Annotated in this window: 20 protein-coding genes; 12 read left to right on the forward strand and 8 right to left on the reverse strand. The window is 64.6% G+C overall.

All coding sequences use genetic code 11. The annotated features are described in order from the left end of the window. The first annotated feature begins 369 nt into the window (after nucleotides 1–369). Genes HV744_RS09075 through HV744_RS09085 form a run of 3 tightly spaced genes read left to right on the forward strand, consistent with a single transcriptional unit; the run spans nucleotide 370 to nucleotide 6,358 of the window. Entirely contained in the window at nucleotides 370–1,602 is a 1,233-nt protein-coding gene (locus HV744_RS09075; RefSeq protein WP_175149188.1) for an efflux RND transporter periplasmic adaptor subunit, read from the forward strand. A gap of 18 nt (nucleotides 1,603–1,620) precedes the next feature. Beyond that, nucleotides 1,621–4,842, forward strand: coding sequence for an efflux RND transporter permease subunit (locus tag HV744_RS09080; RefSeq protein WP_175149189.1), 3,222 nt, complete (start codon nucleotides 1,621–1,623; stop codon nucleotides 4,840–4,842). 1 nt (nucleotide 4,843) lies between these two features. Next, nucleotides 4,844–6,358, forward strand: a complete 1,515-nt coding sequence (locus tag HV744_RS09085) for an efflux transporter outer membrane subunit (protein ID WP_175149190.1) — start codon at nucleotides 4,844–4,846, stop codon at nucleotides 6,356–6,358. 160 nt (nucleotides 6,359–6,518) lie between these two features. On the opposite strand, the gene HV744_RS09090 is transcribed toward HV744_RS09085, so the two are convergent. Further along, nucleotides 6,519–7,928 carry a nucleobase:cation symporter-2 family protein gene (locus HV744_RS09090; protein ID WP_175149191.1) on the reverse strand — a complete coding sequence of 470 codons (1,410 nt, stop codon included), beginning with the start codon at nucleotides 7,926–7,928 and terminating at the stop codon, nucleotides 6,519–6,521. A gap of 684 nt (nucleotides 7,929–8,612) precedes the next feature. On the opposite strand from HV744_RS09090, the gene HV744_RS09095 reads away from it, so the two are divergent. After that, on the forward strand, nucleotides 8,613–9,719 hold the full coding sequence (locus tag HV744_RS09095; RefSeq protein WP_175149192.1) for an S-(hydroxymethyl)glutathione dehydrogenase/class III alcohol dehydrogenase: 1,107 nt from the start codon (nucleotides 8,613–8,615) through the stop codon (nucleotides 9,717–9,719). 15 nt (nucleotides 9,720–9,734) lie between these two features. Beyond that, nucleotides 9,735–10,586, forward strand: coding sequence for an S-formylglutathione hydrolase (gene fghA / locus HV744_RS09100; protein WP_175149193.1), 852 nt, complete (start codon nucleotides 9,735–9,737; stop codon nucleotides 10,584–10,586). 109 nt (nucleotides 10,587–10,695) lie between these two features. On the opposite strand, the gene HV744_RS09105 is transcribed toward fghA, so the two are convergent. From HV744_RS09105 to HV744_RS09120, 4 genes are all read right to left on the reverse strand, one after another. Beyond that, nucleotides 10,696–11,478, reverse strand: a complete 783-nt coding sequence (locus HV744_RS09105; protein WP_175149194.1) for a metal ABC transporter permease — start codon at nucleotides 11,476–11,478, stop codon at nucleotides 10,696–10,698. After that, nucleotides 11,471–12,430, reverse strand: coding sequence for an ABC transporter ATP-binding protein (locus HV744_RS09110; protein WP_175149195.1), 960 nt, complete (start codon nucleotides 12,428–12,430; stop codon nucleotides 11,471–11,473). Before HV744_RS09110 ends, HV744_RS09105 begins: the two co-directional genes overlap by 8 nt. Next, on the reverse strand, nucleotides 12,427–13,383 hold the full coding sequence (locus HV744_RS09115) for a metal ABC transporter solute-binding protein (protein ID WP_175149196.1): 957 nt from the start codon (nucleotides 13,381–13,383) through the stop codon (nucleotides 12,427–12,429). The genes HV744_RS09110 and HV744_RS09115 overlap by 4 nt, the downstream gene beginning before the upstream one ends. 186 nt (nucleotides 13,384–13,569) lie before the next feature. Beyond that, nucleotides 13,570–14,049 (reverse strand): Fur family transcriptional regulator, encoded by a 480-nt coding sequence (locus HV744_RS09120; protein WP_175149197.1) that lies wholly within the window; start codon nucleotides 14,047–14,049, stop codon nucleotides 13,570–13,572. A gap of 368 nt (nucleotides 14,050–14,417) precedes the next feature. Here HV744_RS09120 and HV744_RS09125 point away from each other — a divergent pair, with 368 nt between their 5' ends. The 7 genes from HV744_RS09125 (at nucleotide 14,418) to HV744_RS09155 (ending at nucleotide 20,869) form a co-directional block, all read left to right on the forward strand. Continuing rightward, on the forward strand, nucleotides 14,418–15,200 hold the full coding sequence (locus HV744_RS09125) for an L-iditol 2-dehydrogenase (RefSeq protein ID WP_175149198.1): 783 nt from the start codon (nucleotides 14,418–14,420) through the stop codon (nucleotides 15,198–15,200). A 100-nt stretch (nucleotides 15,201–15,300) separates the two neighbouring features. Continuing rightward, nucleotides 15,301–16,623 (forward strand): ABC transporter substrate-binding protein, encoded by a 1,323-nt coding sequence (locus HV744_RS09130; protein ID WP_175149199.1) that lies wholly within the window; start codon nucleotides 15,301–15,303, stop codon nucleotides 16,621–16,623. A gap of 173 nt (nucleotides 16,624–16,796) precedes the next feature. After that, nucleotides 16,797–17,732: a carbohydrate ABC transporter permease gene (locus tag HV744_RS09135; protein ID WP_175149200.1), complete on the forward strand. Its 936-nt coding sequence runs from the start codon at nucleotides 16,797–16,799 to the stop codon at nucleotides 17,730–17,732. Nucleotides 17,733–17,770: 38 nt separating this feature from the next. Then, nucleotides 17,771–18,604: a carbohydrate ABC transporter permease gene (locus HV744_RS09140; RefSeq protein WP_246278987.1), complete on the forward strand. Its 834-nt coding sequence runs from the start codon at nucleotides 17,771–17,773 to the stop codon at nucleotides 18,602–18,604. Further along, nucleotides 18,601–19,302, forward strand: coding sequence for an HAD family hydrolase (locus HV744_RS09145; RefSeq protein ID WP_175149202.1), 702 nt, complete (start codon nucleotides 18,601–18,603; stop codon nucleotides 19,300–19,302). The genes HV744_RS09140 and HV744_RS09145 overlap by 4 nt, the downstream gene beginning before the upstream one ends. Before the next feature lie 103 nt (nucleotides 19,303–19,405). Beyond that, a complete protein-coding gene (locus HV744_RS09150) occupies nucleotides 19,406–20,515 on the forward strand; it encodes an ABC transporter ATP-binding protein (protein WP_175149203.1) in 1,110 nt (369 codons plus the stop codon). A gap of 57 nt (nucleotides 20,516–20,572) precedes the next feature. Beyond that, nucleotides 20,573–20,869, forward strand: coding sequence for a DUF1330 domain-containing protein (locus HV744_RS09155; protein WP_175149204.1), 297 nt, complete (start codon nucleotides 20,573–20,575; stop codon nucleotides 20,867–20,869). A gap of 104 nt (nucleotides 20,870–20,973) precedes the next feature. Here the strand turns inward: HV744_RS09155 and HV744_RS09160 are convergent, their stop codons facing one another. The 3 genes from HV744_RS09160 to dalD form a co-directional block, all read right to left on the reverse strand. Next, nucleotides 20,974–21,921, reverse strand: coding sequence for a sugar-binding transcriptional regulator (locus HV744_RS09160; protein WP_175149205.1), 948 nt, complete (start codon nucleotides 21,919–21,921; stop codon nucleotides 20,974–20,976). Nucleotides 21,922–21,998: 77 nt separating this feature from the next. Continuing rightward, complete coding sequence (gene xylB, locus HV744_RS09165) at nucleotides 21,999–23,480, reverse strand: xylulokinase (RefSeq protein WP_175149206.1); 1,482 nt, start codon at nucleotides 23,478–23,480, stop codon at nucleotides 21,999–22,001. A gap of 114 nt (nucleotides 23,481–23,594) precedes the next feature. Beyond that, nucleotides 23,595–25,007, reverse strand: a complete 1,413-nt coding sequence (gene dalD / locus HV744_RS09170; RefSeq protein WP_175149207.1) for a D-arabinitol 4-dehydrogenase — start codon at nucleotides 25,005–25,007, stop codon at nucleotides 23,595–23,597. Nucleotides 25,008–25,345: the final 338 nt, after the last annotated feature.

Here is a 25,345-nt window from a genome sequence, read left to right on the forward strand (position 1 = left end):
AATCTGTCAACTATTGCGCAATTTACGAAGCATTCTTGCGGGCCTTCTCCGCGCAAGAGAGGCAAATGCACTTTTACATTCATTCTTGAACGTATATATAATAGCACCCCACGATCGGATAGCCCAAGCCGTGACGACCAGTTAATATCCGTCACTGTTGCCTTTCAAAACGCTCCTGCGCGTCGCCCGAATGGGCGGCGCCGTGCGGCATTGCCCGGTATGGCGCATTTCGCAGCAGGATGCCCCTGCGGGTGCGGATTGCATCCACGGGCTTCCGGTCAGGCGTCGCAAGACGCATGTGTGCGCTGTCGTCCCCGGGGTAGGGATGCGCGCACTTTTTCATTCTCAGTCTTTGACAGAGGTCGCTCCATGCGCGTCGAACGGGTTCCATTCCGCTTAATCAGTGCCGCGACGGCTGCCATATTGCTGGCAGCGTGCGGACCAAAACAATCTGCCCCGCCGCCACAGGCGCCCGAAGTCGGCGTCGTCACCGTCCAGCCGACCACCGTGCCGGTCGTCACCGAACTGCCCGGCCGCACCAGCGCTTTCCTCGTCGCGCAAGTGCGCGCACGGGTCGACGGCATCGTGCTGCGTCGCGAGTTCACGGAAGGCAGCCAGGTGACAGCCGGCCAGCGTCTGTACAAGATCGATCCGGCGCCGTACATCGCGACGTTGAACAACGCGAAGGCGACGCTCGCCAAGGCGCAGGCCAACCTCGTGTCGACCACCGCGCAGGCGAACCGTTACAAGGTGCTGGTCACCGCCAACGCGGTCAGCAAGCAGGACTACGACAACGCGGTGGCCGCGCAAGGTCAGGCCGCGGCCGACGTCGCCGCCGGCAAGGCAGCGGTCGACACGGCGCAGATCAACCTCGGCTATACCGACGTGACCTCGCCGGTGACCGGCCAGATCGGCGTGTCGCAAGTCACGCCGGGCGCCTACGTGCAGGCGAGCGCGGCCACACTGCTGGCCACGGTCCAGCAGCTCGATCCGGTCTACGTGGACCTGACGCAATCGAGCCTCGACGGTCTGAAGCTGCGCCGCGAAGTGCAGGAAGGCCGTCTGAAGACGACCGGCCCAGGCGCTGCGCAGGTGTCGCTGATTCTCGAAGACGGCCGCGTCTATCCGGAAAAGGGCAAGCTGCAGTTCACCGACGTGACGGTCGACCAGAGCACCGGCTCGGTCACGGTTCGCGCAATCTTCAAGAACGCGGACAAGGTGCTGCTGCCGGGCATGTTCGTGCGCGCGAAGATCGAGGAAGGCGTCAACCAGAACGCGCTCGTCGTGCCGCAAGTCGGCATCACGCACGACCAGAAAGGTCAGCCGACCACGCTGGTCGTCGGCGCCGGCAACAAGGTCGAATTGCGTCAGCTCGTCACTGCCGGCACGTTCGGTTCGAACTGGGTGGTCGCAAGCGGCCTGAACCCCGGTGACCGCGTGATTGTCCAGGGCACCGACAAGGCACGCCCCGGCCAGCAGGTCAAGCCAGTTGCCGCGCAACTTCCCGCCACCCCCGCTTCCGACGCAGCCGCCCCAGGCGCGCCGGCCGCCAGCGGTGCTGCCCAGACGGCTCAACCAGCCTCTGCCGCATCGGGCGCGTAATAACAGGGAGCCCGCCTCATGGCAAAGTTCTTTATTGATCGCCCGATTTTTGCATGGGTGATCGCCATCATTCTGATGCTCGCGGGTATCGCGTCGGTCTTCACGTTGCCGATCGCGCAATACCCGACCATCGCGCCGCCGGCCGTGCAGATCAGCGCAACGTACCCGGGCGCATCGGCGAAGACGGTGGAAAACACCGTCACGCAGGTGATCGAGCAGCAGATGAGTGGTCTCGACCACTTGCTGTATCTGGCGTCCACCTCGGACGATTCGGGTACGGCAACCATCACGCTGACGTTCGCGGCCGGCACCAATCCTGACATCGCGCAGGTGCAGGTGCAGAACAAGCTGCAACTTGCCACGCCGCTGCTGCCGCAAGCCGTGCAGCAGTTGGGCACCAAGGTCACGAAGTCGAGCAGCAGCTTCCTGCTGGTCATGGCGTTCGTGTCCGAAGACGGCAGCATGAGCAAGTACGACCTGGCGAACTATGTCGCGTCGAACGTTCAGGATCCGATCAGCCGTATCGACGGCGTGGGCACGGTGACGCTGTTCGGCTCGCAGTACGCGATGCGGGTCTGGCTTGACGCGAACAAGCTGAACAACTTCGGCCTGACGCCAGTCGACGTGGAAACCGCATTGCAGGCGCAGAACGTGCAGGTCGCGGGCGGCTCGCTCGGCGGCACGCCGTCGGTGCAGGGTCAGGTGCTGCAGGCAACCATTACGCAAGCCACGCTGCTGAATACGCCTGAACAGTTCGGCAACGTGCTGCTGAAGGTGAACCCCGACGGCTCGCAGGTGCGGATCCGCGACGTGGGGCACGTCGAGCTGGGCGGCGAAAACTACAACTTCGACACTAAATACAACGGGCAGCCGACGGCAGGCTTCGGTATCCAGCTCGCGACCGGCGCCAACGCGCTGGCCACCGCCAAGGCGGTGCGCGCGAAGATCACTGAACTGTCGAAGTACTTCCCGCACGGTCTGGTCGTGCAGTATCCGTACGACACCACGCCGTTCGTGCGCCTGTCGATCGAGGAAGTGGTCAAGACGCTGCTCGAAGGTATCGTGCTGGTGTTCCTGGTCATGTACCTGTTCCTGCAGAACCTGCGCGCCACGCTGATCCCGACGATCGCCGTGCCGGTGGTGCTGCTGGGCACGTTCGCGATCATGGGCGTGGTCGGCTTCTCGATCAACACGCTGTCAATGTTCGGGCTCGTCCTGGCGATCGGCTTGCTGGTGGACGATGCGATCGTGGTGGTGGAAAACGTCGAGCGGGTGATGCAGGAAGAGGGCTTGTCGCCTCGAGACGCGACCCGCAAGGCAATGGACCAGATCACCGGCGCGCTGGTCGGCGTCGCGCTCGTCCTGTCGGCGGTGTTCGTGCCGGTGGCGTTCTCCGGCGGTTCGGTCGGCGCCATTTACCGGCAGTTCTCGCTGACGATCGTGGCGGCGATGGTGCTGTCCGTGCTGGTCGCGTTGATTCTGACGCCGGCGCTGTGCGCGACGATCCTCAAGCCGATTCCGCAAGGTCATCACGAAAAAGCCACTGGCTTCTTCGGCTGGTTCAACCGCACGTTCAACAAGAGCCGCGACAAGTATCACTCGGGCGTGCACCACGTGATCAAGCGCTCGGGCCGTTGGCTGATCATCTACATGGTGGTGATCTTCGCGGTCGGCCTGCTGTTCGTCAGACTGCCGAAGTCGTTCCTGCCTGACGAAGATCAGGGCACGATGTTCGTGCTGGTGCAAACGCCGTCGGGTTCGACCCAGGAAACCACGGCACGCGCGCTGAAGGACATTTCCGACTACCTGCTCAACGACGAGAAGTCGATTGTCGAATCGACCTTCACGGTGAACGGCTTCAGCTTCGCCGGCCGCGGCCAGAACGCGGGCCTCGTGTTCGTGCGGATGAAGGATTACGCGCAGCGTCAGCACGCGGACCAGAAGGTGCAGGCGCTGGTGGGCCGTCTCTACATGCACTTCAGCACCTACAAGAACGCGACGGTGTTCCCGGTCAATCCGCCGTCGATTCCTGAGCTTGGCACCGCAGCGGGCTTCGACTTCCAGTTGCAGGACCGCGCGGGCATCGGCCACGCGAAGCTGATGGAAGCACGCAATATGTTGCTGGGCCTGGCGGCGAAAGATCCGACGCTGGCGCAGGTGCGTCCGAACGGCCTGAACGATACGCCGCAGTTCAAGGTGAGCATCGACCACGAGAAGGCTTCCGCGCTCGGCGTCTCGCTGTCTTCGATCGACCAGACGTTCTCGATCGCGTGGGCGTCGCAGTACGTGAACAACTTCCTCGATACCGACGGCCGGATCAAGAAGGTGTTCTTGCAGAGTGACGCGCCGTTCCGGATGAAACCGGAAGACGTGAACGGCTGGTTCGTGCGCAACAGCGCGGGCACGATGGTACCGTTCTCGGCGTTCGCAAGCACCGAGTGGACCTTTGGTTCGCCGAAGCTGGAGCGCTACAACGGTATCTCGTCGGTGGAAATCCAGGGCGCGGCGGCACCGGGCAAGTCGACCGGTCAGGCGATGACGGCGATGGAAGCCCTCGTGGCGAAGTTGCCGGCGGGCGTCGGCTACGAATGGACTGGCCTGTCGTTGCAGGAACGCCAGTCCGGTTCGCAGGCGCCGATTCTGTACGGCATCTCGATCCTCGTGGTGTTCCTGTGTCTCGCGGCGCTGTATGAAAGCTGGTCGATTCCGTTCTCGGTGATCATGGTGGTGCCGCTCGGCGTGATCGGCGCACTGCTGGCCGCGACGCTGCGCGGACTCGAGAACGACGTGTTCTTCCAGGTGGGTCTGTTGACCACGGTCGGGTTGTCGGCGAAGAACGCGATTCTGATCGTGGAATTCGCCCGTGAACTGCAGCAGGGTGAAGGCATGGGGCCGATCGAGGCCGCGCTGGAAGCAGCGCGTCTGCGGTTGCGTCCGATCCTGATGACCTCGCTCGCGTTCATTCTCGGCGTGATGCCGCTCGCGATCAGTAACGGCGCGGGCTCGGCCAGCCAGCACGCGATCGGTACCGGCGTGATCGGCGGGATGCTGACGGCGACCTTCCTGGCGATTTTCATGATCCCGATGTTCTTCGTCGTGATCCGCGCGAAATTCGGCGGTGAGAAGGAAGACCCGGATGAGGCGCTCGCTCACTACAACCAGCACCATCCGCATGATCCGGAAGCTGGCGGGTCGGCTGGCGGGTCGACTGATCAAGGCTCGGGCAAGGACGGACATTGAGATGCAAAAACACTCTCTAATTGCAGTGGCGGTCGCGTTGCTCGCCGCGGGTTGCACGATGGCGCCGCACTACCAGCGCCCGGCTGCGCCCGTGACGGCGACCTTCCCGACCGGCGGCGTGTACGACACGCAGCCGGGCGCGACCGGCGCGCGTAGCGCGAACGGCCAGGCTGCCGCCGACATCGGCTGGCGCGAGTTCTTCATCGATCCGCGCATGCAGCGGCTGATCGAGATCGCGCTGAAGAACAACCGCGATCTGCGCGTGTCGGTGCTGAACATGCAGGCGTCGCAGGCGCAGTACCGGATCGTTCGCGCCGGCCTGTTCCCGACGCTCAATGCGGCGGCTTCCGGAAGCGCGCAGCGCACGCCGCGCGACCTGGCATTGTTCGACCAGACGATTTCCCGCTCGTACTCGGTCGGTTTGAACGCGTCGTGGGAAATCGACTTCTTCGGGCGGATTCAGAGCCTGAAGGATCAGGCGTTGGCGATCTACCTTGGCACGGCCCAGGCACGCAAGGCGGCGGAAATCGCGCTGGTCTCGCAGGTGGCGAACCAGTACCTGACGGTGCTCGAACTGGACGACCTGCTGAAGGTCACGCAGGACACGCTGACGACGTCGCAGGAATCGTATCGGATCACCAAGCTGCAGTTCGACAACGGCACCGGCTCGGAACTCGATCTGCGCCAGGCGCAGACGGTGGTCGAGACGGCCACCGCCAACCTGCAGTCGCAGGAGCGTTTGCGGGCTCAGGCCGAGAACGCGCTGGTGCTGCTGCTGGGCGAACCGTTGCCGGCCGATCTGCCGCCGGGCCTGAGGCTGGGCGACCAGAATCTCCTCACGGATATTCCGGCAGGTCTGCCGTCCGATCTGCTGACGCGTCGTCCGGACATCATGGAGGCCGAGGAGAATCTGCTCGCGGCCAACGCGAACATCGGCGCGGCGCGCGCGGCGTTCTTCCCGAAGGTTTCGCTGACCGGCAGTTTCGGTACGCTGAGCCCGACGCTCGGCGGTCTGTTCAAGCCGGGTTCAGCGGCGTGGAGCTTCGCGCCGTCGATCACGTTGCCGATCTTCGAGGGCGGCCAGAACGTCGCCAACCTGAATCTTGCCAACATCCAGAAGAACGCCCAGATCGCCACGTATGAAAAGGCGATCCAGACGGCCTTCCGCGAAGTGGCGGACGGACTGGCGGCGCGCGGCACGTTCGATCAGCAGATTCAGGCGCTCGAGCGCAATACCTTTGCCGAGCAGCGTCGGCTGGATCTGTCGAACCTGCGCTACACGAACGGGGTCGACAGCTATCTGGCGGTGCTGACCGCGCAGACCGATCTGTACACGTCGCAGCAGTTGTTGGTTACCGCGCGGCTGGAACGCCTGCAGAACCTGGTCACGCTGTACCAGGCACTCGGCGGCGGCTGGATCGAGCGTACCGGCGAGCAGCCGCGTCCGGCCGACGCGCCGGTCGACTACGGCGCGGCGAGTGCGCCGGTGGCGGCTTCGGCGGCGAACGCGAGCTGAGTCTCCCGGTTTGAGTCTCTGATACCAGCGCTAACGCGGGGCGGTTTCTGATTCAGGAGACCGAGCCGCGCAGCCGGACCAACAAAAACGCCACGGCATGCCGCGGCGTTTTTTTATCCACTGCCGCGGCTCGCACCGCGCCAGTGAGCGGCGGCGACGCTCAATGCAGGTCTGCCGCGCGCAGCAGCTCGTCGCGTTGCGGTTCGCTGCCGCCGCGTCCGTCGAAGTCGTGCCCGGCGCGGCGAATTTCGCTCTGCGCCTGCTTCTCGCTCTTCACGCCGTTGAAGATCAGGTTCAGCACCACCGCCGACACCGACGCCAGCAGAATCCCGCTATGCAGCAGCGGCGACAGCGCCGGCGGCAGCTTCGAGAAGAAGTGCGGCGACACCACCGGCACCAAGCCCAGACCGATACTCACCGCGACGATGAACAGGTTGTGGTGGTTCTTCACGAAGTCGACTTTCGACAGCACCTTGATGCCGTTCGCCGCGACCATGCCGAACATCACGATGCCTGCGCCGCCGAGCACGAAGGCCGGCACCGACGCGACCACTTGCGCCATCTTCGGGAACAGGCCGAGCAGCACCAGGATCACGCCGCCCATCGCGCAGACAAAGCGGCTCTTCACGCCGGTCACGCCGATCAGGCCGACGTTCTGCGAAAACGAGGTATGCGGAAACGAGTTGAAGATGCCGCCGATCAGCGTGCCCAGGCCGTCGACGCGCAAGCCGCGCACCAGCGTCTTCTGATCGACAGGACGATCGACCATGTCGCCGACCGCGAGGAACATGCCGGTCGATTCGATGAAGGTGACGAACATCACCGTGACCATCGTCGCGATCGACAGCGGATCGAAGTGCGGCAGGCCGAAGTGGAACGGCATCACGAAGCCGACCCACGGCGCGAGCGTGACGCCGTCCATGTTGACGCGGCCGAGCGCCAGCGCGATCACGAAGCCCGCGACGATGCCGAGCAGCACCGAGATATTGGCGAGGAAGCCTTTGGCGAACTTGTTGATCAGCAGGATCAGCATCAGCACGAGCAGCGACAGGCCCAGATACACCGGATTGCCGTAATCGGGATTGCCCACCCCGCCGGCCGCCCAGTTGATGCCGACTTCCATCAGCGACAAGCCGATCACCGAGATCACCACGCCGATCACAACTGGCGGGAAGAAGCGCAGCAGCTTGCCGACCGCGGGCGCGAGCAGGATGCCGACCACCCCGGCCGCGATCGTCGAGCCGAAGATGTCGAGAATGCCGAGCGAAGGATTGGTGCCGATCGCGACCATCGGACCGACGGCCGCGAACGTGCAGCCCATGATGACCGGCAGACGGATGCCGAAGATCCACAGACCGAGCGTCTGGATCAGCGTGGCGATACCGCATGAAAACAGATCGGCGCTGATCAGGAACGCGATCTGGTCCTTCGGCAGCTTGAGCGCCGCGCCGATGATCAAGGGCACGGCAACGGCGCCGGCGTACATCACCAGAACGTGCTGAATGCCGAGGGTGAGCAACTGGCCCGCGGGCAGTCGCTCGTCGCACGGATGAACCGCGTTCGCTTGCATATCGTCTGTCTCCACCATCTGGTTTTGGAATGACTCCAAGGTATCGGGGACGAAAAGCTGCAACAAGACCACTGGGGCCTATTCCGGCATTCCCGCTGACGATATGCGAGCGCGTCGTTTGAAAGGCAAATTAAAGGTCCGTGCGTAGCCGATCGGCGGTCAGCCCCTTGCAGCGGCGCTGCGCGGCCGCGCGCCACGTGTGCGCGGTTCGCCGGGATATATGTGAGAATCAATGAGGCGTATCGCGTCCAGCGCATAGTCCTGTTTTCACGCGGCTCGCGGTGTGGCGGGGTTAACCCGCGATTCGGGAATTTCAGCGTGGGTTCGGGCGCGCGTCCGAAGCCGCGCGATAGTGACAACGGCTACGCGTTGCCACGCAACTTGCGCGCGTTTTTTTGCATGCTCGCCACGCGTACGGCCGCGTCGAAACATGGTTCGGCGATCCGACGCTTCGTTAGCCGAAGCAATGTCAGGCGAGGACAATGCGGTGTCGCGCTTTGCAATACCATTACGCTTTTCGCGCGCTAAGCTGGAACGCGGCCCGCAAGGCCATTCGGCCGCGACAACATCGGCCGCTGGCACCGCATCTGAATCACACGCGGCCGGTGAAATGGAACACCCGCGCGCCGCGACCTATCGAACCTCGACGCACGTCGCATTCACAGACTCACAGGAGCATTGACGATGAAAACCAAAGCAGCAATCGCATGGAAAGCCGGCGCCCCGCTGACGATCGAAGAAGTCGATCTGGAAGGGCCGCGCGCCGGTGAAGTCCTGATCGAAGTGAAGGCGACGGGCATCTGCCACACCGACTACTACACGCTGTCCGGCGCCGATCCGGAAGGCCTCTTCCCGGCGATTCTCGGCCACGAAGGCGCGGGCGTGATCGTCGATACCGGTCCCGGTGTCGGCACGCTGAAGAAGGGCGACCACGTGATTCCGCTCTATACGCCGGAATGCCGCCAGTGCAAGTTCTGCCTGTCGCGCAAGACCAACCTGTGTCAGGCGATCCGTGCGACGCAAGGCAAGGGGCTGATGCCGGACGCCACCTCGCGTTTCTCGCTCGACGGCAAGCCGCTGTTTCACTACATGGGCACGTCCACGTTCTCGAACTACATCGTCGTGCCGGAAATCGCGGTCGCGAAGGTGCGTGAAGACGCGCCGTTCGACAAGATCTGCTACATCGGCTGCGGCGTGACGACGGGCGTCGGCGCCGTGGTGTATTCGGCGAAGGTCGAGGCGGGCGCGAACGTCGTGGTGTTCGGTCTCGGCGGCATCGGACTGAATGTGATCCAGGGCGCGAAGATGGTCGGCGCGGACAAGATCATCGGCGTCGATATCAACCCGGGCCGCGTCGAGCTGGCGAAGAAGTTCGGCATGACCCACTTCATCAACCCGAATGAAGTCGAGAACGTGGTCGATCACATCGTCCAACTCACCGATGGCGGCGCGGACTATTCGTTCGAGTGTATCGGCAATACCAAGGTGATGCGTCAGGCGCTGGAGTGCACCCACAAGGGCTGGGGCCAGTCGTTCATCATCGGCGTGGCGGCGGCGGGCGAGGAGATTAGCACGCGTCCGTTCCAGCTGGTGACGGGCCGCGAGTGGAAGGGCTCGGCCTTCGGCGGCGCGCGCGGCCGCACCGACGTGCCGAAGATCGTCGACTGGTACATGGAAGGCAAGATCAATATCGATGATCTGATCACGCACCGTCTGCCGCTCGAACGCATCAACGAAGGCTTCGATCTGATGAAGAAGGGCGAGTCGATCCGCTCGGTCGTGCTGTACTAAACGGGGAGCGTCGCGATGCTTGAACTATTGTCGTCGCATGCGTGCCATGGCGGCGAGCAGCGCTTCTACCGGCACGACTCGCAGATCATCGGCCTGCCGATGCGCTTCTCGGTGTATCTGCCGCCGCAGGCTTTGCAGGCCAACGCGAACGTGCCCGCGCTGTTCTATCTCGCGGGTCTCACCAGCACCGAAGAAACGTTTCCGATGAAGGGCGGCGCGCAGCGCTTCGCGGCGCAGCACGGCATCGCGCTGATCGCGCCGGATACCAGTCCGCGCGGCGCGGGCGTGCCGGGCGAAAGCGCGGCGTGGGACTTCGGCGTGGGCGCGGGCTTTTACGTCGACGCGACGCAGGAGCCGTGGGCGCAGCACTATCGGATGTACTCGTACGTGCGTGACGAGCTGCGCGAAACGACGCTCGCGAATCTGCCGGTGGACGGCGCGCGCATTGGCGTCTTCGGACATTCGATGGGTGGTCACGGCGCGCTGATGCTGGCGCTGCGCAATCCGGAGATCTATCGGTCGGTGTCGGCGTTCGCGCCGATTGCCGCGCCGATGCGCTGCCCGTGGGGCGTGAAGGCGTTCAGCGGCTATCTGGGCGAAGACCGCGAAGCGTGGCAGCAGTACGACGCCAGCGAGCTGGTGATGCACGCGTCGCGCAAGTTCGCGCAGGGGATTCTGGTCGATCAGGGGCTCGCCGATCAATTCCTCGCCGAGCAGTTGAATCCGGATGTGTTCGAAGCTGCTTGCCAGGCCGCGGGGCAGCCGCTGACATTGCGCCGTCACGCGGGCTATGACCACGGCTATTACTTCATCTCGACCTTCATCGAGGATCATCTCGCGCATCACGCGAAGGCGCTGCTCGGGTGATGTCGTAGTCGTTCGCAAGGTCGATGGCGGCATGCAGCTGTGCTGCCGCCATCGACAACCCGGCATGGGCATCGGCGCCTCGATGCCCCATTCGGTGCGCAACCACCGCTCAACGCCGCTTCAACAAACTTCCGCCATACACCAGCGCCGACAGCACAGTAATCCAGAAGCTGGTCGGCCAGTCGGTATAGAACGCCAGCGTCAGGCCCAGCCACGCCTGCAGCAGCGCGAACACGGCGGCGAGCACGAGACCGGTCGACAGCCGCGTGGTCATGTTTTGGGCCGCGGCGGCCGGCCCGACCATCAGCGTGAACACCAGCAACACGCCGACGATCTGCGTGCACGCGGCCACGGCCAGCGCGGCGATCGCGAGAAACAGCACCGACACCAGACGCAGCGACACGCCCTTGGCTTCGGCCAGTTCCGGCTGCAACGAAGCGAACAGCAGCGGCCGCATGATCGCCGCGAGCGCGACCAGACTGACGACGCCCAACGCCGCGAGCACACCGAGCGTCGACGCATTCACGCCGAGCACGTTGCCGAACAGCAGCGCGGTGACCTGCGTCGCGTACGCGGTGAAGAAGTGCAGAAACAGCAGGCCGAAGCCGAGCGACAGCGACAGGATCACGCCGATCGCCACGTCGCGTCCGGCGAGGCGTTCGCCGAGCGCGCCCATGCCGACGCCGGCCGCGAGCGTGAAGCCGATCATCCCCCAGATCGGCGAGATGCCGATCAGCACCGCGCCGGTCGCGCCGGTGAAGCCGACGTGCGAGAGCGCGTGACCGGCGAAGGTCTGTCCGCGCATCACCAGGAAATAGCCCACTACGCCGGCCAGCACCGCGACGATCCCCGACGCCGCGAATGCGTTCACCATGAAATCGTATTCAAACATCGTGCGTGTGTCCGTCGCGTGAGTCGTGCTGGTGTGAGTGGCCGTGCGCGTGCCCGTGCCCGTGCGAATGCGAGTGGCTATGCCCGCCGTCCTCGTCGTGTTCGTGCTCGTGATCGTGCTTCTCGACTTCGACGCCGCCCGACATCACGAAGATGCGGCCGTTGACGCGCATCACGTCGATCGGCGAGCCGTAGAGGCGCGACAGCACCGGCCGCGTAATCACTTCGTCGACGGTGCCGAGCGCCGCCACGCCGCTGCCGAGATACAGCACGCGGTCGAGCGAGTTCAGCAGCGGGTTCAGTTCATGCGCGGAAAACAATACGGCGATGCCGAGTTCGCGCTGCACGCGACGCACCAGTTCGACCACGCTCTTCTGATGATGCGGGTCGAGGCTGATCAGCGGTTCGTCGAGCAGCAGCAGCTTCGGATTGCCGAGCAGGCATTGCGCGAGCAGCAGCCGCTGGCGCTCGCCGCCCGACAGTTCCGACAGCGGCCGTTCGGCCAGCTTGCGGCCGCCGACCAGATCGAGCACGCGCTCGACGTCGGCGCGGGTTTTCGCATCCGCAAGCGGCAAGCCCCAGCGGTGGCCGTCGGCGGCCATCGCGACGAAATCGCGGCCACGCACGCGCCGGCCGGCCAGCGCGCTGCGCGTCTGCGGCATATAGCCGATCGACGCATTGCCGCGCCCGACAGGCTGCCCCAGCACGCGAATCGCGCCGCTTGCCGCCGGCACGAGGCCGAGCACGGCGCGCATCAGCGTCGTCTTGCCCGCGCCGTTCGGCCCGAGCACGCCGATGAATTCGCCCTGGTTCACCACGAAGCCGGTGTCGCGCAAAATCGTGCGCTCGCCGAGTTCGAGCGTCACGTGTTCGAGTTCGAGCACGGCGTTGGAGGCGCTCGTCGGTGCGCTCGCGGGCGCGCTAGCTGGCGCGCTGCGGCCAGTCGAAGTCATTGGGTTTTTCCTTTTGTGCCAGAAGCCGCCGCCTTCGCATCGCCCGCGGCCAGCGCCGTGCCCAGCGCGTCGAGCTGGCTCAGCATCCACGTCTGATAGGTCTTGCCGGCCGGCTGGGTTTCGGTGACGCTAAGGGTCGGCACCTGTGATTGCTGCGCGAGCTTCAACATGCGTTGGGTCAGGGCTTCGGTTGCCTGGCTGTTATAGATCAGAACGCGCACGCGCTTGTCGCGCAGATCGCGTTCGAACGCGGCGATATCGGCCGCGCTGGCTTCGGTGTCGTTCATGGCCGCGAGCTGGAAGCGCTGATTGCGCATCGTCAGACCCACCGCGTCCGACATGTAGCCGAACACCGGCTCGGTCGCCGTGACCGGCACGCCTGCATAGCGGCCGTGCAGCTCGGCGATCTTGGCGTCGATCGGCTTCAGCGAGTCGAGAAACTTCGCGAGGTTCGCATCGTACGCCGACTTGTGCGCCGGGTCAGCGGCGATCAGCGCTTCGCTCACTGCGCGCGCCACTTTCGGCATGGTCGCCGGGTCATACCAGAGGTGCGGATTATCGCCGCTCTTCTTGCCGGTGAGATCGGCGGCGACGATCGTGGTGCGCTGCGTACCCTTCGATGCGGCCAGCAGCTTCGCCATCCACGGATCGTAGTCGGCGCCGTTGTAGACCACAAGGCTCGCATGCTGCAACGCGCGCGCGGTCTTCGGGCTGGCTTCGAACAGATGCGGGTCCTGGTCCGGATTGCTGAGGATGCTCGTCACGTCGACGCGATCGCCGCCCAGTTGCTGCACCACGTCGCCGTAAAAATTCTCCGCGGCGACGACCGGGATTTTCGCTTCCGCGGCAAACGCGCCGTGGCCGAACGCGAACGCCGCCGCGCCCGCGGCCACGTACTTCGACAGCTTCAGCGCGCGGTGCGCCCCGATCAACATCGAGCCGATTTTTTTCATCGTTGTTTCCTGCTGCGTGAGAGTTGAATGAACCGCGAACGTTAGGGCGGGCTGGCTGGGCTCGCGGCGGGCGTTCAGGCCCGCCGTCATGCGCGGTTTCGTGCATGACTCAGAGCGCGGCGTCCGAGGTACGGCTGGCCGACGTACGCCTTCATGAGCGGCTTGATGCACGGACTCATGCGGGCTTCATGCCGAGGCGCCGACGGGCCGTGCCGCGCGGGCGCACAGCGCGCACAGACCGCTCAGTTCGATCACCTGGCGATGCACTTCGAAGCCATGCGCCGGCGCGCTATGCGACAACCGGTCGGCGAGCTCCTCGCCGGGAATCTCGACGGTGGCGCCGCAGCCGTCGCACATCAGAAACTGACTGCGATGCGGCACGCCGATTTCGCAGCAGGCAACGAACGCATTCTTCGATTCGATCCGATGCACGAAGCCGTGCGCGACCAGAAAGTCCAGCGCGCGGTAGACGGTCGTGGGCGGCATCCGGCCGCGTTGCGGCGCGAGCGCATTGAGCAGCTCGTACGCGCCGATCGGCCGCTCGCTGGCGACGATCGCCGCGTACACGTCACGACGCAGCGGCGTCAGCGCGAGCCCATGCAAAGCGGCGTGCGCTTCGGCATGCGCGAGCCGCACGGCGTGATGTTCTGCAATCGACGTGGCCATCGGCGTGGACCTCCTGGCGAAGTGGCGAAGTGACAAAGCGGCAACCGGGCGGTGGCAAGGCTGCGAGGCGAAGCTTCGATCCGGGGCCTCGAAGCAAAGCGAGGTCGCAATGATATAACGTATCTTGAATTTTTGTCAGCGGCTTGCACAGAACGCAGCTGGACCGCCGCCGATTTGCGGCACGAGTGTTGCTGAGGGCAAGGACGGCACGTCGAGAGTCCTGCCGCGCTGCACCATCGAAATCTGGTCGAAGCGCCTTGACATGACCCGGTCCGTATCCGATCATTCGATCACTAACAGAGCAATTGTTCGCGCAATGGGCGTTCGCTCGCTGCGCCTCAAGAAGCAGAACGAACCGGAGACATGCGGTGGCGGCACGATTGCAAGACAAGGTGGCCATTCTGACGGGCGCGGCAAGCGGCATCGGTGAGGCTGTGGCGCGGCGCTATCTGGACGAAGGCGCGCGCTGCGTGCTGGTCGACGTGAAGCCGGCGGACAGTTTCGGCGACGCGCTGCGTGCCGCCTACGGCGAGCGCGTGCTGAGCGTCAGTGCCGACGTCACGAGCCGCGACGATATCGAGCGCATCCTGGCGAGCACGCTGGAGCGCTTCGGCCAGGTCAACATTCTGTTCAACAACGCGGCGCTGTTCGATATGCGCCCGATCCTCGATGAATCCTGGGACGTGTTCGACCGCCTGTTCGCGGTCAACGTGAAGGGCATGTTCTTCCTGATGCAGGCGGTCGCGCGCCAAATGGTCGAGCAGGGCCACGGCGGCAAGATCATCAATATGTCGTCGCAAGCCGGACGGCGCGGCGAGGCGCTGGTGTCGCACTACTGCGCGACCAAGGCGGCCGTGCTCAGCTACACGCAATCCGCGGCGCTGGCGCTCGCGCCGCACCAGATCAACGTGAACGGCATCGCGCCGGGCGTCGTCGATACGCCGATGTGGAATGAAGTCGACGCGCTCTTCGCCCGCTATGAAAACCGGCCGCTCGGCGAGAAGAAGCGTCTGGTCGGCGAAGCGGTGCCGCTCGGCCGCATGGGCGTGCCGGATGACCTGACCGGCGCCGCACTGTTTCTCGCGTCCGCGGACGCCGACTACATCACCGCGCAAACCCTCAACGTCGACGGCGGCAACTGGATGAGCTAAGTGGATGAACTGAGTGCAGCCACGCGACCCGCGCGCGATCCACCGTCATTTCCGTAGAACAAACGCAGCACTACATAACGTACGAGAAAGGAGACAACACATGAAACCAGCTTTCAAATCCACGCTGAAGGCGGTCAGTGCCGGCGCAGCCGCATGCTTTGCGTTGAGCGCGCCGGCGGCCACGGTGACGATCGCGACGTTGAACAACCCGGACATGATCGAGCTGAAGAAGCTCTCGCCCGCGTTCGAAAAGGCGAATCCGGACATCAAGCTGAACTGGGTGATTCTCGAAGAAAACGTGTTGCGTCAGCGTGCCACGACCGACATCACCACCGGCAGCGGCCAGTTCGACGTGATGACGATCGGCGCGTACGAAACGCCGCAATGGGGCAAGCGCGGCTGGCTCACGCCGATCACCAACCTGCCCGCCAGTTACGATCTGAACGACGTCGTGAAAACGGCGCGCGACGGCCTGTCTAGCGGCGGCCAGTTGTACGCGCTGCCGTTCTACGTCGAGAGTTCGATGACCTATTACCGCAAGGATCTGTTCGACCAGAAGGGCCTGAAAATGCCCGATCAGCCGACCTACGAGCAGGTCGCGCAATTCGCCGACAAGCTCACCGACAAAGCCAGCGGCGTCTATGGCATCTGCTTGCGCGGCAAGGCGGGCTGGGGCGAAAACATGGCGTACGGCACGACCGTGGCCAACACCTTCGGCGGCCGCTGGTTCGACGAGAAGTGGAACGCGCAGCTCACGTCGCCGGAATGGAAGAAGGCGATGACGTTCTATGTCGATCTGCTGAAGAAGGACGGCCCGCCGGGAGCGAGCTCGAACGGTTTCAACGAAAACCTCACGCTGATGTCGTCGGGCAAGTGCGCGATGTGGATCGACGCGACGGTGGCGGCCGGCATGCTCTTCAACAAGCAGCAATCGCAGATCGCAGACAAGGTCGGTTTCGCCGCGGCGCCGACCGCGCTCACGCCGAAGGGTTCGCATTGGCTGTGGGCCTGGGCGCTGGCCATTCCGAAGTCGTCCAAGCAGGCCGACTCGGCGAAGAAGTTCATCACGTGGGCCACGTCGAAGGAGTACATCGAACTGGTCGCGAAGGATCAAGGCTGGGCGTCGGTGCCGCCGGGAACGCGCAAGTCGACCTATGCGCGCCCCGAGTACAAGCAGGCCGCGCCGTTCGGCGATTTCGTGCTGAAGGCGATCGAAACGGCTGACCCGGATCACCCGACCCTCAAGCCGGTGCCGTACACCGGCGTGCAGTTCGTCGGGATTCCTGAGTTCCAGTCGTTCGGCACCGTGGTCGGGCAGAGCATCTCCGGTGCGATTGCCGGTCAGATGACGGTCGATCAGGCGCTGGCGGCCGGCAATGCCGCCGCGGATCGCGCGGTGAAGCAGGCCGGCTACCAGAAGTGAAGCAGGAGTGAACCAGAAGTAAAGCGGCAAGTCAGCCACTCGAGTGATGTGGCACGCGCCGGCTGACGTCCGTCAGCCGGCTCACGCAGCACAGCGGGCCGTCCCCGCCGCGGTTCATGCGGCACACGCGGCTTAAGGAGACGGCCCGCGCATTACCGAACCGGTGGTCAATCATGCGTCCTCTGCGCCTACCTCTCATGCATGCCCATCCCCAGACAGAAAAAGAACGCGAAACCCGCAAAGCCAATTCCGCCCGCTGGCTGGTTTCGCCGTCGGTCGCCGTATTGGTGTTGTGGATGGCCATTCCACTCGCGATGACGATCTGGTTTTCGTTCTCGCGCTACAACCTGCTGAATCCGGATATCCGCGGTTTCGCGGGGTTCGACAACTATCGGTACCTTGCCACCGACCCCTCATTCGGCCCATCGATCGCCAACACGCTCGAGCTGATCATCTCGGTGCTGGTGATCACCGTGGTCGGCGGCGTGCTGATGGCGGTTTTGTTCGACCGTAAGTTCTACGGCCAGGGCATCGCGCGGCTTCTGGCCATTGCGCCGTTCTTCGTGATGCCGACCGTCAGCGCGCTGATCTGGAAGAACATGATCCTGCATCCGGTGTACGGCCTGGTCGCGCAGGGCATGCGCGCGATGGGCATGCAGCCGATCGACTGGTTCGCCGACTATCCGCTCACCGCGGTGATCATGATCGTCGCGTGGCAGTGGCTGCCATTCGCGTTCCTGATTCTGTTCACCGCGATCCAGTCGCTCGATCAGGAGCAGAAGGAGGCAGCGCGCATCGACGGCGCGGGTCCATTCTCGATGTTCTTCTACATCACACTGCCGCACCTGAGGCGAGCGATCGCGGTGGTGGTGATGATGGAAACGATTTTCCTGCTGTCGATCTTCGCCGAGATCTATACGACTACGGGCGGCGGTCCGGGCACCGCGACCACCAATCTGTCGTACCTGATCTTTTCGCTGGGCCTGCAGCAGTTCGACGTCGGTCTCGCGTCGGCGGGCGGCATCCTCGCTGTCGTGCTGGCCAACATCGTGTCGTTCTTCCTCGTGCGGATGCTCGCGAAGAACCTGAAAGGGGAGTACGAAAAATGAGCCACGTTGCCTCTACCCCGGCGTCGACGACGACGCCCATGACCGTGCCGGCCAAGTCGCCGTTCGAGGGAATCCGTCGCAGCATCCCCGGTGTGATCGCCTGGCTGGTCGCGTTGCTGCTGTTCTTCCCGATCTTCTGGATGACGATCACCGCCTTCAAGACAGAGCAGCAGGCCTATTCGTCGTCGCTCTTTTTCGTCCCGACGCTCGAGAGCTTCCACGAGGTGTTCGCGCGCAGCAATTACTTTGCGTTCGCGTGGAATTCGGTGCTGATCTCGGTGGGCGTCACGGTGCTGTGCCTGATCCTCGCCGTGCCGTGCGCGTATGCGATGGCGTTCTTCCCGACACGCCGCACGCAGAAAGTGCTGCTGTGGATGCTGTCGACCAAGATGATGCCGTCGGTCGGCGTGCTGGTGCCGATCTATCTGCTGTGGAAAAACAGCGGGCTGCTCGATACGGTGTCGGGTCTGGTGATCGTCTACACGCTGATCAATCTGCCGATCGCGGTGTGGATGTCGTTCACATACTTCGCTGAAATTCCGCGCGATATTCTCGAAGCCGGCCGCATCGACGGCGCCGCGACGTGGCAGGAGATCGTCTATCTGCTGATGCCGATGTCGCTGCCCGGGCTCGCTTCCACCGCGCTGCTGCTCGTGATCCTGTCGTGGAACGAAGCGTTCTGGAGCATCAACCTGTCGAGTTCGAATGCCGCGCCGCTGACCGTGTTCATCGCGTCGTATTCGAGTCCTGAAGGGCTGTTCTGGGCCAAGCTGTCGGCGGCTTCGCTGTTGGCGGTTGCGCCGATCCTGATCGTCGGCTGGCTGTCGCAAAAGCAACTGGTGCGCGGCCTCACGTTCGGGGCGGTCAAATGACGGCAGGCACGGGTATGGGTAATCTCGCGCTGATTTGCGATTGCGACGGCGTGCTGATCGACAGCGAAGCGGTGGCGGCGCGCATGCTGGTGCGCGAACTCGAAGCGCGCTGGCCCGGCACCGATGTCGAGCCGGTGGTGCTGCCGCTGCTCGGCCTGCGCATCGAGAAGGTGTTGCAGGGCACGGCGACGCAACTCGGCAAAAGCCTCGGCGCCGACGAGATCGATGCGATCCGCCGCACGGTGGAAGAAGCGGCGATGCAGGCGCCGACGGTCGAAGGCATCGACGCCGCGCTCGCCCAGGTGCCACTCGTCAAAGGCTGCGCGAGCAACAGCTTCCGGCCTTATGTGGAATCGGTCCTGGCGCGCACAGGCCTCGCGCGGTTTTTCGGCGAGCGCCTGTTCTGCGCCGATGCAGTGCCGAATCCGAAGCCCGCGCCCGACGTCTATCTGGCGGCCGCGCAGCGACTCGGGCTCGCGCCGTCCGCGTGCCTCGTGGTGGAAGACAGCGTCGCGGGCGTGACGGCGGCGGCTGCGGCGGGCATGACGGTGCTCGGTTTTATCGGCGGCGGTCATGCGAGCGACGTGCAGATCGACAAGCTGCATGCGGCCGGCGCGCGTCACGTATTCGACGACATGCGCCAGTTGCCGGATCTGGTCGCACAATGGACGCTGAGCGCGACGGCAGCGGCGCCTTGAGCGCGCGAGTCGCGACTCACGGCGGCGCAGACTCAACCGGCAGGCAATCCATAGCAAGACACAGCAACGCGCGGCAACACACAGCATTACACGGAGACACATCATGGCAAGCGTAACTCTGCGCAACATCAGAAAGGCCTACGACGACAACGAAGTGATGCGCGACATCAACCTCGACATCGCGGACGGCGAGTTCGTCGTGTTCGTGGGCCCGAGCGGTTGCGGTAAATCGACCTTGATGCGGATGATCGCCGGTCTCGAAGACATCAGCGGCGGCGATCTGACCATCGACGGCACGCGCATGAACGATGTGCCGCCGGCCAAGCGCGGCATCGCGATGGTGTTCCAGTCGTACGCGCTGTATCCGCACATGACGCTGTACGACAACATGGCGTTCGGCCTGAAGCTCGCCGGCACGAAGAAGCCGGAGATCGACGCGGCCGTGCGCAACGCCGCGAAGATCCTGCACATCGACCATCTGCTCGATCGCAAGCCGAAGCAGCTTTCCGGCGGCCAGCGCCAGCGCGTGGCGATCGGCCGCGCGATCACACGCAAGCCGAAAGTGTTTCTGTTCGACGAGCCGCTGTCGAATCTCGATGCCGCGTTGCGCGTGAAAATGCGCCTCGAATTCTCGCGTCTGCATGACGAGCTGAAGACCACGATGATCTACGTGACGCACGACCAGGTCGAAGCGATGACGCTGGCCGACAAGATCGTCGTGTTGTCGGCGGGCAATCTCGAGCAGGTCGGCAGCCCGACCATGCTGTATCACGCGCCGGCCAACCGCTTCGTCGCCGGCTTCATCGGCTCGCCGAAGATGAACTTCATGGAAGGCGTCGTGCAGTCGGTTACGCGCGACGGCGTGACGGTGCGCTACGAAACCGGCGAGACGCAACGCGTCGCGGTGGAGCCGGGCGCGGTCAAGCAGGGCGACAAGGTGACGGTCGGTATTCGCCCCGAGCATCTGCACGTGGGCACCACCGAAGACGGCATCTCGGCCCGCACGATGGCGGTCGAATCGCTCGGCGACGCGGCGTATCTTTACGCGGAATCGAGCGTCGCGCCGGACGGCCTGATCGCGCGGATTCCGCCGCTCGAACGGCACGCGAAGGGCGACACGCAAAAGCTCGGCGCCACGCCCGAGCACTGCCATCTGTTCGACAGCGAAGGGAAAGCATTCCAGCGTAAGATCGTTGAAGTGCTGGCCGCGTGACGAGAGGGGAAGCGGCGGGCGCGCCGCTTTCCTTTCAATCACGCTCAGGAAACGTTCATGTCTGCCTACGTCGTCATCACGCGCGAAAAAACGCTCGACCCCGCCAAACTGGAAGAATACAAACAGATCGCGCCCGCCGTCTTCGAGCAGCATCCGGTGATGATGCTGGCGAGCCATGGGCGCAGGGAAGTGGTGGAGGGGCCGGCGATCGAAGACATCCTGATTCTCGAATTCACCGGTTACGACGAAGCGCTCGCGTGGTATCGCAGTCCGGCGTATCAGGCGGTCAGCGAGACGCGCCTGAAGGGCGGCGATTACCGGATCATCATCACTGAGGGTTTGCCGCTGGTGTAGGGCGGTGGTATGAGGATTCGTGCTTTTATTCAGGCGGTCTACGAACCGCGTACGTGATGGCCGCTGTCATGCGGCGCATGAAGTGAACGCACCAGGCACCGCCTTCACGCCTCCAGCGCCGCCCGCGCGCACAACTCGTCAGTTACCAGTCCCGACAACCAGCCGCCCTTGAGCACCGCGATCAGCGCTTCACGCTTGCGCTGCCCGCCGGCGAAACCGATCGTCGGTCGGCGCGGCGGCGCATCGAGCGCGATGCTCGTCACGCGCCGGCCGGTCGGCGACTCGACGTGCGCGCCGGCCGCATCGATCGGCAGTCCTAGCATTTCAGCGACCGCGCCGTTCTGCATCAATTCCTTCACTTCCTCCGACGTGATGAAGCCATCTTCGTGCAGCGGACACTTCAGCCCGATATTGCCGATGCCGACGAACGCGACATCGGCTTGCGCCGAGAGCGACTCGACGATCCGGTACAGCCGGTGATTGCACCACTGCGCGCGCTCGGCCTCGCTATCGGCGAGCAATGGCGCAGGTAGCAGAAAATACTTGCCGCCGGTCTTCTCCGAAATGTGCAGCGCGACGTCGTAGCGGTTCGACGAGCCGTCCTGGGCGATCGCCCCGACCATCGATACCAGCCGGTGCTGCGGACGGTCCAACTGCGCGATCTGATCGACCGCGGCCTTCAGCGTGCGGCCGCTGCTCACCGCGACCACCATCGGTTTTTCGGCGGCGAGATAGCGCTCCATCACCTGCGCGCCGGCCACCGCCAGCTTGCGGTCGAGCTCGTCGGTCGTATCGCCGTCGATCGGCACCACTTCGCACATGCTCAGGCCATAGCGCTTCGACAGCTGATCGGCAAGCGACAGACAGTCGGCCAGTTTGTGATCGACGCGCACTCGAATCAGGTTCTTTTCGACGGCGAACGCGACCAGCCGTTGCGCAACCGGGCGCGAGACCTGCAGCTTCTCGGCGATTTCGTTCTGGGTATTGCCGGCGACGTAGTAAAGCCACGCAGCGCGGGTAGCGAGATCTAGTTTTTCTGTGGACTTGGGCACGGTAACGGTTCGCTTGAAGTGCGCCGATGATAGCAGCCGGTCCCGCCTCTCAACGGCAAGCGGCTGTGGTTTGCCGCTCAGGCGAGCGGAGCTCGCGCAGGGTCGAACAGCGGCCGCACGTGACGGTACAGCGCGCGGTACGCTGCGAGCCGCGTGCGCAGTTCCGCATGCCGGCGCGGGTTCGGTGTGAACTCCTTTTCGATCGGCGGCTTGGTCAGCACCTTGGCCGGATCGCCGCCCGCGGCCAGCCAGCCGAGCCGGGCTGCGCCGAGCGCCGCGCCGGTTTCGCCGCCGCCGTGTTTGCGGGTCGCGGTGTCGAGCGCATCCGCCAGCAGCTGCGCCCAGTAATCGCTGCGCGCGCCGCCGCCGAGCAGCGACAGCGCCTTCGCCTCGGTGCCGGCCGCGCGCAGCGCGTCGAGGCCGTCGGTCAGCGCGAGCGTCACGCCTTCGAGCACCGCATAGCCGAGCAACGCGCGATCGGTCGCGTGGTTCATGCCGAAGAACACGCCTTGCGCATACGGGTCGTTGTGCGGCGTGCGTTCGCCGGACAGATACGGCAGGAACAGCGGCGCGGTGTTCAATGCGTCGGCGGGGAGCGCCTCGATTTCGGCGAGCAGGGTCGGCTCGTCGGTGGACGTGAGCTTGCAGACCCAGCGCAGGCAGCTCGCCGCCGACAGCACCACGCTCATCTGATGCCAGCGATCCGGAATCGCGTGACAAAACGCGTGCACGGCGGAAGCCGGGTTCGGCCGGAAGCTGTCGCCGACCACGCACAGCACGCCCGATGTGCCGAGCGAGACGAAGCCGTCGCCCGGTTGCGTCGCGCCGATGCCGATCGCGCTGGTGGCGTTGTCGCCGCCGCCGGCCGCGACGATCACACCGTCGCGCAAGCCGAATTCGCGCGCCACCGCGGGCAGCAGCGTGCCGGACGGCGCGCTGCCTTCGGCGAGGCCCGGCATCTGCGCGCGCGTCATGTTGCAGGCGGCGAGCAATGAGTCGGACCAGTCGCGTTTGGCGACGTCGAGCCACAACGTGCCGGCCGCGTCCGACGGATCGGACACCTTGCCGCCGGTCAGTTGCAGGCGCAAGTAATCCTTCGGCAGCAACACACAGGCAGTCTGCGCGAAGATCTCCGGCTCATGGCGCGCGACCCATAGCAGCTTCGGCGCAGTGAAGCCCGGCATCGCCAGATTGCCGGCGACGCTGTGCAGGTCCGGCGCGCGCTCGGTCAGCTCCGCGCATTCCTTGTCGCTGCGCATGTCGTTCCACAGAATCGCGGGCCGCAGCACGCGGTCCTCGGCATCCAGCAGCACCGCGCCGTGCATCTGTCCCGACAGGCCGATGCCGCGAATCTGCGCGAACTCGTCGGGATGCCGGACGCGCAACGCGGCGAGCGCCGCGCGCGTCCCGGTCCACCAGTCTTCGGGATTCTGCTCGGCCCAACGCTGATGCGGCCGCGAAACCGTAAAGGGAGAGCCGGCGGTGCCGATCACGCGTCCATCGGACGCGAGCAGCAGAACTTTCACTTCGGACGTGCCGAGGTCGATGCCGAGATACATGGGCGCGAAACCTTCGTCGTTAGGGATGCGCTACTTTAGCCGCACATGGCTCGCGGTGCCATGCGCATTAAGCCTGGCACCGCGCGTGATTCGAAAGAGAGTGCAACGCGGCGTTCAAACCGCGCCGCGTTTGGCGAGCCAGACATCGATGCGCGCGAGCGCGCCGGCGAGCGCCGATTCCAGTTCCGGCGTCTGCGCCATGCTGCCCCACAGCAGCCGGTCCGCGGCGAACGCCTGCAGCGGGTCGGGCGCCGCGAAGAAGCCGTGCGCGACGCGCTCATCCATCACGCCGTCCTGATACGCATATGCCAGCTTGCCGGTGTGCCAGCGTTCGAGAAAGCGGAAGAACAGCGCGGGCAGCAGCGCGGTCGCCGCTGGCTTCACGCCGCGCTCGAAACACTCGGCGAGCGTCGGCGCGATAAAGCCGGGCAGCTTCGAAAAGCCGTCGGCCGCAACGCGCTGGTTGGTGTCCTGGATATACGGATTGCTGAAGCGTTCGAGCACGACGTCGCGATACCGTTCGAGATCGAGCGGACTCGGCGTGAGACACGGGATCACGTCTTCGGTCACGTAGTCGAACGCGAATTGGCGAATGTCCGCGTCGAGCGTGCCTTCGTGAATGTAGTTCAGCCCGACCAGGGTGCCCGCCCACGCAATGCAGCTATGGGTCGCGTTGAGAATGCGGATCTTCGCTTCCTCGTACGGCAGCACCGAGTCGACCAGTTCCGCGCCGGCCTTCTCCCATGCGGGACGCCCGGCGATGAAACGATCTTCGATCACCCACTGGATGAACGCTTCACCCATCACCGGGCAGGCATCGTCGACACCGGTCGCGGCCTTGACGCGCTCACGCACGTCCGGCGTCGGACGCGGCGTGATGCGGTCGACCATCGAATTCGGGCACGCGGTGTTGTCGTCGAACCATTGCGCCAGTTGGTCCGCGCCGCGCCGTTCGAGAAACTCGCTCATGCCCGCGTGAAAGCGCTCGCCGTTGCTGCGCAGGTTGTCGCAAGTCTGCAGTGTCACAGGGCCCGCGCCGCGTTTCATGCGCGCATCGAGAATCGCCGCCAGCGCGCCGTAGATCGTGGTGTGGCCGCCTTTGAGATCGGTGGCGAGATCGGCGTTCGCGGTATCGAGCTCGTCGTGTTCGTCGAGGTAATAGCCGCCTTCGGTGACCGTGAACGCGATGATCTTGCAGGCCGGATCGGCGCCGGCTTCGATCAGCGCGTCGAGGCTTTCGGTCCACGGCAGCACGCGCTCGATCGAGCGGATCGTCTCGTATGCGCGCTGGCCCTGGGGCGTGACGGTCTCGAGCGTGTAGACGCCGTCTTGCGCGGCGAGCGCTTCGAGCACCGCGTTCATGTCGCTGCGGATATTGCCGACCGTCAGCGACCAGTGCGGCTCGCCGGGCAGCTTCGCTTCATTCAAACGGTGCAGATACCACGCCTGATGCGCGCGATGAAACGATCCCGCGCCGATGTGCAGGATCACCTGTGCGGCCGCGCCGCTGCCTTGCCCGCTGTTCATGTGTGTCTCCTGTGTCGATCGGAGTTAGCGCTTTAGCGCTTACTCCGATCCCATGATCGTTGCTGTTAGCGCTTTAGCGCTTACTCCGATCCCATGATCGTTGCTGTTGCCCGCACGGCTCGGAGCGTGCGTTTATTCTTCGGATGGAGCATTTGCTCTGCATGTGAGCGAATGATCGTACCCGGCGAAACGAAAGTCAAGGCGACGTCACAGGGTTTTCGTGGCGCAGCGCGGCGCGGCGGGGCTTTTCCGCGTCGCTGACGGTGGGTCGCTGGGCGAGCTGCGGTGCTTCGCCCTGCGTATTGCACTGCATCAAATTTGACGCCGGCTGCGTCAGC

This window comes from Paraburkholderia ultramafica (assembly GCF_902859915.1).
In the GTDB taxonomy this organism is placed as follows: Bacteria; Pseudomonadota; Gammaproteobacteria; order Burkholderiales; family Burkholderiaceae; genus Paraburkholderia; species Paraburkholderia ultramafica.

Excerpts from the sequence above, each read along its gene's own strand:
- HV744_RS09135 (WP_175149200.1), top strand. The coding sequence starts at position 16,797 with ATGCGTCCTCTGCGCCTACCTCTCATGCATGCCCATCCCCAGACAGAA.
- HV744_RS09105 (WP_175149194.1), bottom strand. The coding sequence starts at position 11,478 with ATGTTTGAATACGATTTCATGGTGAACGCATTCGCGGCGTCGGGGATC.
- HV744_RS09155 (WP_175149204.1), top strand. The coding sequence starts at position 20,573 with ATGTCTGCCTACGTCGTCATCACGCGCGAAAAAACGCTCGACCCCGCC.
- HV744_RS09120 (WP_175149197.1), bottom strand. The coding sequence starts at position 14,049 with ATGGCCACGTCGATTGCAGAACATCACGCCGTGCGGCTCGCGCATGCC.
- xylB (WP_175149206.1), bottom strand. The coding sequence starts at position 23,480 with ATGTATCTCGGCATCGACCTCGGCACGTCCGAAGTGAAAGTTCTGCTG.
- HV744_RS09095 (WP_175149192.1), top strand. The coding sequence starts at position 8,613 with ATGAAAACCAAAGCAGCAATCGCATGGAAAGCCGGCGCCCCGCTGACG.
- HV744_RS09140 (WP_246278987.1), top strand. The coding sequence starts at position 17,771 with ATGACCGTGCCGGCCAAGTCGCCGTTCGAGGGAATCCGTCGCAGCATC.
- HV744_RS09085 (WP_175149190.1), top strand. The coding sequence starts at position 4,844 with ATGCAAAAACACTCTCTAATTGCAGTGGCGGTCGCGTTGCTCGCCGCG.
- HV744_RS09130 (WP_175149199.1), top strand. The coding sequence starts at position 15,301 with ATGAAACCAGCTTTCAAATCCACGCTGAAGGCGGTCAGTGCCGGCGCA.
- HV744_RS09115 (WP_175149196.1), bottom strand. The coding sequence starts at position 13,383 with ATGAAAAAAATCGGCTCGATGTTGATCGGGGCGCACCGCGCGCTGAAG.
- HV744_RS09110 (WP_175149195.1), bottom strand. The coding sequence starts at position 12,430 with ATGACTTCGACTGGCCGCAGCGCGCCAGCTAGCGCGCCCGCGAGCGCA.
- HV744_RS09150 (WP_175149203.1), top strand. The coding sequence starts at position 19,406 with ATGGCAAGCGTAACTCTGCGCAACATCAGAAAGGCCTACGACGACAAC.
- HV744_RS09080 (WP_175149189.1), top strand. The coding sequence starts at position 1,621 with ATGGCAAAGTTCTTTATTGATCGCCCGATTTTTGCATGGGTGATCGCC.
- dalD (WP_175149207.1), bottom strand. The coding sequence starts at position 25,007 with ATGAACAGCGGGCAAGGCAGCGGCGCGGCCGCACAGGTGATCCTGCAC.
- HV744_RS09145 (WP_175149202.1), top strand. The coding sequence starts at position 18,601 with ATGACGGCAGGCACGGGTATGGGTAATCTCGCGCTGATTTGCGATTGC.
- fghA (WP_175149193.1), top strand. The coding sequence starts at position 9,735 with ATGCTTGAACTATTGTCGTCGCATGCGTGCCATGGCGGCGAGCAGCGC.
- HV744_RS09090 (WP_175149191.1), bottom strand. The coding sequence starts at position 7,928 with ATGCAAGCGAACGCGGTTCATCCGTGCGACGAGCGACTGCCCGCGGGC.
- HV744_RS09075 (WP_175149188.1), top strand. The coding sequence starts at position 370 with ATGCGCGTCGAACGGGTTCCATTCCGCTTAATCAGTGCCGCGACGGCT.